Source organism: Micromonospora sicca, assembly GCF_003172935.1.
GTDB classification, from domain to species: Bacteria; Actinomycetota; Actinomycetes; order Mycobacteriales; family Micromonosporaceae; genus Micromonospora; species Micromonospora sicca.
The window spans coordinates 1-7,268 of the sequence record NZ_QGKS01000412.1; the positions used below are offsets into that span (position 1 = coordinate 1).

General features: G+C 72.2%; 8 protein-coding genes. 4 read left to right on the forward strand and 4 right to left on the reverse strand.

Annotation, left to right across the window (positions count from 1 at the left end; genetic code table 11):
- Nucleotides 1-609 precede the first annotated feature (609 nt).
- Nucleotides 610-1,893 (reverse strand): tyrosine--tRNA ligase, encoded by a 1,284-nt coding sequence (gene tyrS, locus DKT69_RS32090; RefSeq protein ID WP_109805184.1) that lies wholly within the window; start codon nt 1,891-1,893, stop codon nt 610-612.
- A gap of 108 nt (nt 1,894-2,001) precedes the next feature.
- Between tyrS and DKT69_RS32095 the strand changes: the two genes are divergently transcribed.
- The 4 genes from DKT69_RS32095 (at nt 2,002) to DKT69_RS32110 (ending at nt 4,372) form a co-directional block, all read left to right on the forward strand.
- Nucleotides 2,002-2,385, forward strand: a complete 384-nt coding sequence (locus DKT69_RS32095; protein ID WP_201749965.1) for a PaaI family thioesterase — start codon at nt 2,002-2,004, stop codon at nt 2,383-2,385.
- A gap of 88 nt (nt 2,386-2,473) precedes the next feature.
- Nucleotides 2,474-3,700, forward strand: a complete 1,227-nt coding sequence (locus DKT69_RS32100; RefSeq protein ID WP_109805179.1) for an NRAMP family divalent metal transporter — start codon at nt 2,474-2,476, stop codon at nt 3,698-3,700.
- Nucleotides 3,697-4,068 carry a hypothetical protein gene (locus tag DKT69_RS32105; RefSeq protein WP_109805180.1) on the forward strand — a complete coding sequence of 124 codons (372 nt, stop codon included), beginning with the start codon at nt 3,697-3,699 and terminating at the stop codon, nt 4,066-4,068. The genes DKT69_RS32100 and DKT69_RS32105 overlap by 4 nt, the downstream gene beginning before the upstream one ends.
- On the forward strand, nt 4,055-4,372 hold the full coding sequence (locus DKT69_RS32110; RefSeq protein ID WP_109805181.1) for a hypothetical protein: 318 nt from the start codon (nt 4,055-4,057) through the stop codon (nt 4,370-4,372). The genes DKT69_RS32105 and DKT69_RS32110 overlap by 14 nt, the downstream gene beginning before the upstream one ends.
- Nucleotides 4,373-4,422: 50 nt before the next feature.
- Here DKT69_RS32110 and DKT69_RS32115 read toward each other — a convergent pair whose 3' ends face one another.
- From DKT69_RS32115 to DKT69_RS32125, 3 genes are all read right to left on the reverse strand, one after another.
- Nucleotides 4,423-5,745 (reverse strand): hemolysin family protein, encoded by a 1,323-nt coding sequence (locus DKT69_RS32115; RefSeq protein WP_109805182.1) that lies wholly within the window; start codon nt 5,743-5,745, stop codon nt 4,423-4,425.
- A 131-nt stretch (nt 5,746-5,876) separates the two neighbouring features.
- Nucleotides 5,877-6,503: a hypothetical protein gene (locus DKT69_RS32120; RefSeq protein ID WP_236648484.1), complete on the reverse strand. Its 627-nt coding sequence runs from the start codon at nt 6,501-6,503 to the stop codon at nt 5,877-5,879.
- 10 nt (nt 6,504-6,513) lie between these two features.
- Nucleotides 6,514-7,017 carry a GNAT family N-acetyltransferase gene (locus DKT69_RS32125; protein WP_109805185.1) on the reverse strand — a complete coding sequence of 168 codons (504 nt, stop codon included), beginning with the start codon at nt 7,015-7,017 and terminating at the stop codon, nt 6,514-6,516.
- Between the last annotated feature and the right edge of the window lie 251 nt (nt 7,018-7,268).

Below are 7,268 nucleotides of genomic sequence, written 5' to 3' on the forward strand. Positions count from 1 at the left end.
AAAGGAATCCCAACCAACAATCCCCCCAAAGGAGAACTGCCAGTCCGGGGTATAAATCAATTTGGCACTGGCTTATCAAGCACCCTGTTGAGTTCTCAAAGAACAACCACACACCATCCAGAAGCCCTACCCAGTAGGACTTCCATCCGGGGCATTTCGTCCGTCCGCACCCGCCGCTCTCGCGCCGGGCACTTTTACTACGTTACCCGGGGGTTTTTGCCGTGTCAAACCGGTGTTTCGCGGTTTGTCGTACGTCAACCTTTTTTGCCGGGCACCACTGTTCGACCGGCTCGCGCCGGGCGCTTCGTGGGTTTCGGCAGGACGGCCGCTGCGGTCTCCCGCACGCTCGCCCGTTTCCCTGCCGGCCGATAACCTTACCCGGTCGGTTCCGCCTCGCCAAATCCGCCTCTCGGCGAATCCGGGGCACCGCCCGGTCCCAGGTTCCTGATGAGTGTAACCATCCGACCCTGGGGGTCATTCCCGCGCTCCGGCCTGTCAGGTCTTTCGCCTGTTTCGTCCGTTCCGCGCTGGCAGAGAGAAAGTTACGCGCCCAGCGGATTGATCGTCAAATCCGCTGGGCGCGTCCCGCGTCACACTCTCGACGTACGGCTATCTGCGCAGCTCAACCCCGGCGAAGGAACGCTTGCCGCGGCGCAGCACCAGGTACCGGCCGTGCAGCAGGTCCTCCGGGCCGACGGTGGCGTCCACCTCGGAGATCCGGGTGTTGTTGACGTAGGCGCCGCCTTCGGCGATCACCCGCCGGGCCTCCTTCGTGCTGGGCACCAACCCGGACTCCTTGAGCAGGCCGGCCACGTCCGGCAGCTCGGTGAGGTGCACCAGGCCGGCCTCGATGAGGGCGGCCCGCAGCGTCTCCGGGGCCAGTTCGTCCAGCGCCCCCCGGCCGAAGAGCGCCTGGCTGGCGGCGACCGCCTGGGCCAGCTCCCGTTCGCCGTGCACCAAGCTGGTCAGCTCCTCGGCGAGGGCGCGCTGGGCGAGCCGGGCCTGGGGACGCTCGGCCGTCGCCTTCTCCAGCTCCTCCAGCTCCTCGCGGGAGCGGAAGCTGAAGTAGCGCAGGTAGCGGACGACGTCGCGGTCGTCGGCGTTGAGCCAGAACTGGTAGAAGGCGTACGGGCTGGTCATCTCCGGGTCGAGCCAGACTGCGCCGCCCTCGGTCTTGCCGAACTTGGTGCCGTCGGACTTGGTGACCAGCGGCGTGGTGAAGGCCTGCACCGGTCCCGCGCCCCGGCGGCGGATGTAGTCGACGCCGGCGGTGATGTTGCCCCACTGGTCGGAGCCGCCGTACTGGAGCTGACAGCCGTACCGGCGGTGCAGCTCGAAGAAGTCGTGCGACTGCAGGAGCTGGTAGCTGAACTCGGTGAAGCTGATGCCGGTCTCCAGCCGCGCCTTGACCACCTCCCGGGCCAGCATCCTGTTCACCGGGAAGTGCTTGCCCACGTCGCGCAGGAACTCGACCACCGACATCTCGCCGGTCCAGTCCAGGTTGTTGACCAGCCGGGCGGCGTTCTCCCCGGTGTACGAGACGAACGGCGCGAGCTGGTCGTGGATCCGCCGCACCCAGCCCTCGACCACCTCGGGCGGGTTGAGGGTCCGCTCGGCGCTCTCCTTCGGGTCGCCGATCTGGCCGGTGGCGCCGCCCACCAGCAGCAGCGGGCGGTGCCCGGCGAGCTGCAGCCGGCGAGCCGTGGTGACCTGCATGAGGTGGCCGACGTGCAGGCTCGGCGCGGTCGGGTCGAAGCCCACATAGAAGGTGGCGCTCTCGCCGTCGAGCAGCTCGCGCAGCTCGTCGAGGCCGGTCGAGTCCTGGATCAGGCCCCGCCACCGCAGGTCTTCGGTCAGGGAGTCCCGCCCGTGCGGGAGGTTGCTGTCGGTCACGGTCACCGATTCTCCCCCATCACACCCCCCGGGCCGTACCGGGTTTGCCTCTCGGCGGGGCGGCTAGGCTGGCGGCTCCGTACGAGGCGAGGAGGGGCTGCCGTGGAGATGCCGGACCTGACCGGGGGCTTCGTCGCCCTGCTGGGGCTCAAGTTCGACGAGGTCAGCAGCGAGAAGGTGGTCATCCGCTGGGAGGTGCGCCCGGAGCTGCACCAGCCGTTCGGGATCCAGCACGGCGGGGTCTACTGCTCGGTGGTCGAGACGGCGGCCAGCATCGGCGGCTCGCTCTGGCTGGGCGACAAGGGCCAGGTGGTCGGGGTGTCCAACCAGACCGACTTCCTGCGGGCGGTCCGCGAGGGTGAGCTGACCGCGGTGGGCACGCCGGTGCACCAGGGCCGCAGCCAGCAGCTCTGGCAGGTGGAGATCACCGACGGCGACGGGCGACTGGTCTCCCGGGGCCAGGTGCGCCTGCAGAACCTCACCGCCCGCTGACCCGGGGCCGGAGCGCCCGATTCGACCTGAATTGAGGGGCTGACGCGGATATCGTCGCGTCGATGAGACCCGCCGCTGCCCCGCCGACGTGAGGAAGCTCCTCGCCGCCACCCTCGGCGTGCTCTCCGCCATCGGCGGCTTCGTCGACATCGGCGACCTGGTGGCGGCGAGCCAGGCCGGCGCCCGGTTCGGCATGGCCCACGCCTGGGTGCTGCTCGTCGGTGTGCTCGGCATCTGCGCGTACGCCGAAATGGCCGGACGGATCGCGGCGGTGAGCGGCCGGGCGGTGTTCGACCTGGTCCGGGAGCGGCTGGGGCCGCGGGTGGCGCTGCTCAACCTGGTCGCGTCCTACCTCGTCACGGTGGTCACCCTGGCGGCGGAACTGGGCGGGGTGGCGCTGGTGGTGCAGCTGGCCACCGGGGTCAGCTACCTGCTGTGGGTGCCGGTGGCCGCGTTCGCCGTCTGGCTGGTGCTGTGGCGGATGCGCTTCGAGCTGATGGAACGGGTCTTCGGGCTCGCCGGGATGGCCCTGCTGGTCTTCGCGGTGGCGTTGTTCGCCCTGCCCACCGACTGGGGGCGGCTCGGCCACCAGGCGGTGCACCTCAGCGCCGCCGGGCAGGGCTGGAGCGCCTACTGGTTCCTCGCGGTGGCGCTCTTCGCCTCCACGGTCAGCCCGTACGAGGTCTTCTTCTTCTCCTCCGGCGGGGTGGAGGAGCGGTGGAGCGCCGCCGACCTGGCCCACGCCCGCTCGAACGTGCTGATCGGCTTCCCGGTCGGCGGGTTCCTCGCGCTGTCGCTGATCGCCACCGCGGCGGTGGTCTACCACCCCGGCGGGGAGGCGCTGGACACCCTCGACCAGGTGGCGCAGCCGGTGGTGCGGGCGTTCGGCGGGATCGGGCTGGCGGCGGCCGTGCTGGCGTTCTTCGCGGTGACCTTCGGCGCCGCGCTGGAGACCGGGCTGTCGGCCGCGTACGCGGCGTCGCAGTACTTCGGCTGGCAGTGGGGCAAGCGGGTCAGCCCGCGCGAGGCGGCCCGGTTCCACGCCGTGCTGCTGGTCAGCGTGCTGCTCGGGGTGCTGCTGTTGCTGACCACGATCGACCCGGTCCGGCTCACCGAGTACATGCTGGTCCTCAGCGCGGTGGTGCTGCCGCTGACGTACCTGCCGATCCTGGTGGTGGCGAACGACCGGAACTACCTGGGCGACCGGGTGAACGGCCGCTGGAACAACCTGCTCGGCGCGCTGTTCCTGCTGCTCATCGTCGTTGTGTCGGTGGCGGCGATCCCGTTGGCGATCATCACGAGGATGGGACAGTGAGGGTCCAGCTCGCCAAGCAACTGCTCGACCGGCAGATCGTCGACCGGGACGGCCGGCTGGTCGGCCGGGTCGATGACATCGCCTTCGCCGTGGACGACGAGGGGTTCCCGTACGTGGACTGCCTGCTCACCGCGCAGGGCGCGCTCGGGCAGCGGATGGGCGGCCGGGTCGGGCGCTTCCTGGTCGGATTCGCCGACCGGTTCGTCGACGAACCGCCGGTACGGATCCCGGTCGCCCTGATCGACCGGGTGGACACCGCCGTACGGCTGCGCGTCCGGGCGGCCGACCTGCCGCCGCCGCCGGTCGAGGGCTGGCTGCGCCGGCACCTCATCGACCGGATCCCGGGAGCGAACCGTGCGAGCGGGTGAGCTGCTCGGGAGGACCGCGTACGACCTGCACGGGCGGCGGCTCGGGCGGGTGGTGGACGTGGTGGTCCGGGGTGGCTTCCCGCCCGACCGGCTGCGGCTGACCGACGTGATCGTCGCCGGTCACTGGTGGACCCGGGTCACCAGCCGCCTGATCGGCCCGGAGCTGCACCCGTCGGGGCCGTGGCTGCTCCGGGTCATCGCCCGGATGCTCGGGCGGAGCACCCACCAACTGCCCGCCGACCAGGTGCGGCTCTCCCCGCCGGTACCCGGCTTCCCGTTCGGCCCGCCCGGCGGCACGGACTGACGGCCGGCCCCGGGGCGGCGGTGCGGGCCGGCCGGGCGCCGGCGCGACGGTCAGCTGCGGGCCTCCAGCAGCGGGGCGTCGGCGTCGGTCGCCCCGTCGGTGCCGGCGTCGCGGCGGATCCGCACCTCGGTGATCGCCCGGTGGTCGATGTCGGCCACCACCAGCTCCCAGCCGTCGACGGTGACGCTCTCCCCCGCCACGGTGGGGATGTGCCCGAGGCAGGTCAGCACCAGCCCGGCGATGGTGGTGTAGTCGCCGGCCGGCCGGCCGGGCAGCGCCACGCCCAGGTCGGCCAGGTCGTGCACCGGGAAGGTGCCCGGCAGCAGCAGCGTGCCGTCCTCCTCCGTGCGGACGGAGCTGAGGTCGCGGTCGGTCTCGTCGTAGATCTCGCCGACGATCTCCTCGAGGATGTCCTCCAGGGTGACGATCCCGTCGACCGCGCCGCGCTCGTCCACCACCAGGGCGATGTGCTGCCGTTCGGCCTTGAACTGGCGCAGCGCGTCGACCACCGGCAGCGAGTCGGGCAGCAGCATCGGCGGTCGGGTGCACTCGTCGACCGGCCGGTCGTCCGGCACGCCGACCAGGTCGCGCAGGTGGATCACGCCGACCGCGTCGTCCAGGCCGCCGTGCCGGACCACCGGGGCCCGCGAGTGGCCGGTCGCGGCCAGCACCAGCCGGGCGGCCTCCGCGGTGGTCCCACTGTCGAGCGTGAAGACCTGGAGCCGGGGTACGAGCACCGCCCGCAGCTGCCGGTCGGCGATCTCCACCGCGCCGGCGATGATCGTCCGCTGTTCCTTGGTGAAGCCGTGGTTGCCGGCGACGATGTCGCGCAGCTCGTCCGGGCCGATCTCCTCGGGCTGGTGCCCGGGGTTCAGCCCGAAGAGGCGTACCACCAGGTCGCTGGTGGCGCCGAGGGCCCAGACGGCCGGCCGGGTGAAGGTGGCCAGCAGGTCGAGCGGCCTGGCCACCACCAACGCCCACCGCTCGGCGGACTGCATGGCGATCCGCTTCGGGGCCAGCTCGCCGAAGACCAGGGTGACGAAGGTCAGGGCCAGGGTCACCGCCACGATGGCGACCGTCCCGGCCGCGTCGCCGAACACCCCGAGCAGCGGTACGAGCGGCCTGGCCAGGGAGACCGCCGCGGCGGCCGAGGCGAGGAAACCGGCGAGCGTGATGCCGATCTGGATGGTGGCCAGGAACCGGTTCGGGTCCTTGGCCAGCCGGGCCAGGGTCCGGCCGGCGCGGCTGGTCCGCTCCAGCCGCTGGAGCTGGCTGTCCCGCAGCGAGACCAGGGCCATCTCACTACCGGCGAAGGCCGCGTTGACGATGACCAGGACTCCGACCAGGGCCAGTTGGCTCCAGTAGCTCTGCACGCCCGGTTCTCTCCCTCACCGCGCCCAGCGTCGGCCGGCCCGGCCGACGCCGCCGGCCGGGAACCCGGTCGGCGTAGGCCCCACTGTGCCCAGCGGCGGGGTGGCTGAATCCTCCCGGTGGCGGCGGGCCGTCAGGCCGGCGCGGGCAGGTCGAGGACGTACGCGTCGCCCTCCGGGCGGAAGCCGAGCCGGTGGTAGTAGGGGGCGACCATGCCGGGCGGGCTGACCACCCGGCGGAACCCGCGGTCGGTGAAGAGGCTGCTGCGCCGGTAGACGAACTCGCCCGGGGTGAAGTCGCGGAACGGCGGGGTGACGTAGTCCAGGTCGATCTGGGCGACCCCGCCGGCCTCGGCGTGCGACACCACCACGCCGACCACCTCGTCGGCGCGGACCACCAGGAAGGCGGAGCGTCGGCGGTCTTCGGGGTCCCAGTGGAAATCCGGGTTGAACCGGGCGATGTCGGGCGCGTGCACCCGCAGCGTGTGGGCCAGGAACGCGTCGCCAGTGCCCACCTCGACCACCTGGTACGTCTGCTCGTCGTGCCGGGTGGCCAGCATCTTCCGCAGGTACCAGACATTGACCACGGCCAGCACCACGTTGAGGCCGACCATCGGCCAGACGTGCACCGCCGCGTTGTAGCCGATCAGGATCAGGCAGCCGAGCAGGTTCAGCGCGCGCAGCCGCAGGATGCGCGTCTGCAGCAGGGACCAGACCAGCAGCGCGGAGCCGGCCCAGCCGACGAGTTCCAGCCAGTTCACCCCGGGGAGACTAGTGGTCGCCCAGCTCAGTGCCGTCGGCGGGCAGCTCCAGCACCCATTCCTCGACCTCGGCGCCGCGGCCGTCGGCGTACCCGGAGTCCTCGCCGACGACGACGAAGCCGCACTTGCGCAGCACGGCCAGGGAGGCGCGGTTGTCCTTGGCGACGCGGGCGTGCACCGGGCCGCGCGGCAGCTCGCGCAGCAGCGCGGCCAGCGCGGCCGTGGCGTGGCCCCGGCCCCACCGGCGCGGGTCGATCCAGTAGCTGACCTCGGTGCGCCCGTCGACCGGGAAGGCAGCCACGTGCCCCACCACCTCGTCGTCGACCAGCACGGTCCGGGTGACGATGCGCGGGTCGGCGCGGATGCGTGCCCAGTGCGCGTCGAACGCCGCCCGGTCGGCCGGGTCGGCCGGCCCGAAGGCGGCCATCCAGTTGGCCTGCGGATCCTGCTGGTGGGCGAAGAACTCGGGCAGGTCGGCGTCGCGTACCGGACGGAGGCGCACAGCGGAGGTCACCCGCCGGAGGATACGCAGGCCCACCGACGCACTCGGCACCTCCGGCCCGGTGACCCTCGGCGTCAGCCCGGCCGTGCCGCGCAACGTCCGGGAGCGGTCACCCGGGCGGTGGACGCCGAGCCAGGACGGGCCCGGCCCGCCCGGTGGCGTCGGAGGATCGGCAGATGACCACACCTCGCCTCCGGCGGGTCCGCGCCGGCGCGGCAGCCGCGCGGCCCCGGGCCGCCTCGGCCACCGGCGCGCACCTGGCC

Bases quoted from the DNA above. Each gene is read 5' to 3' on its own strand.
- DKT69_RS32095 (WP_201749965.1), top strand. From the start codon at position 2,002: ATGCCGGACCTGACCGGGGGCTTCGTCGCCCTGCTGGGGCTCAAGTTC.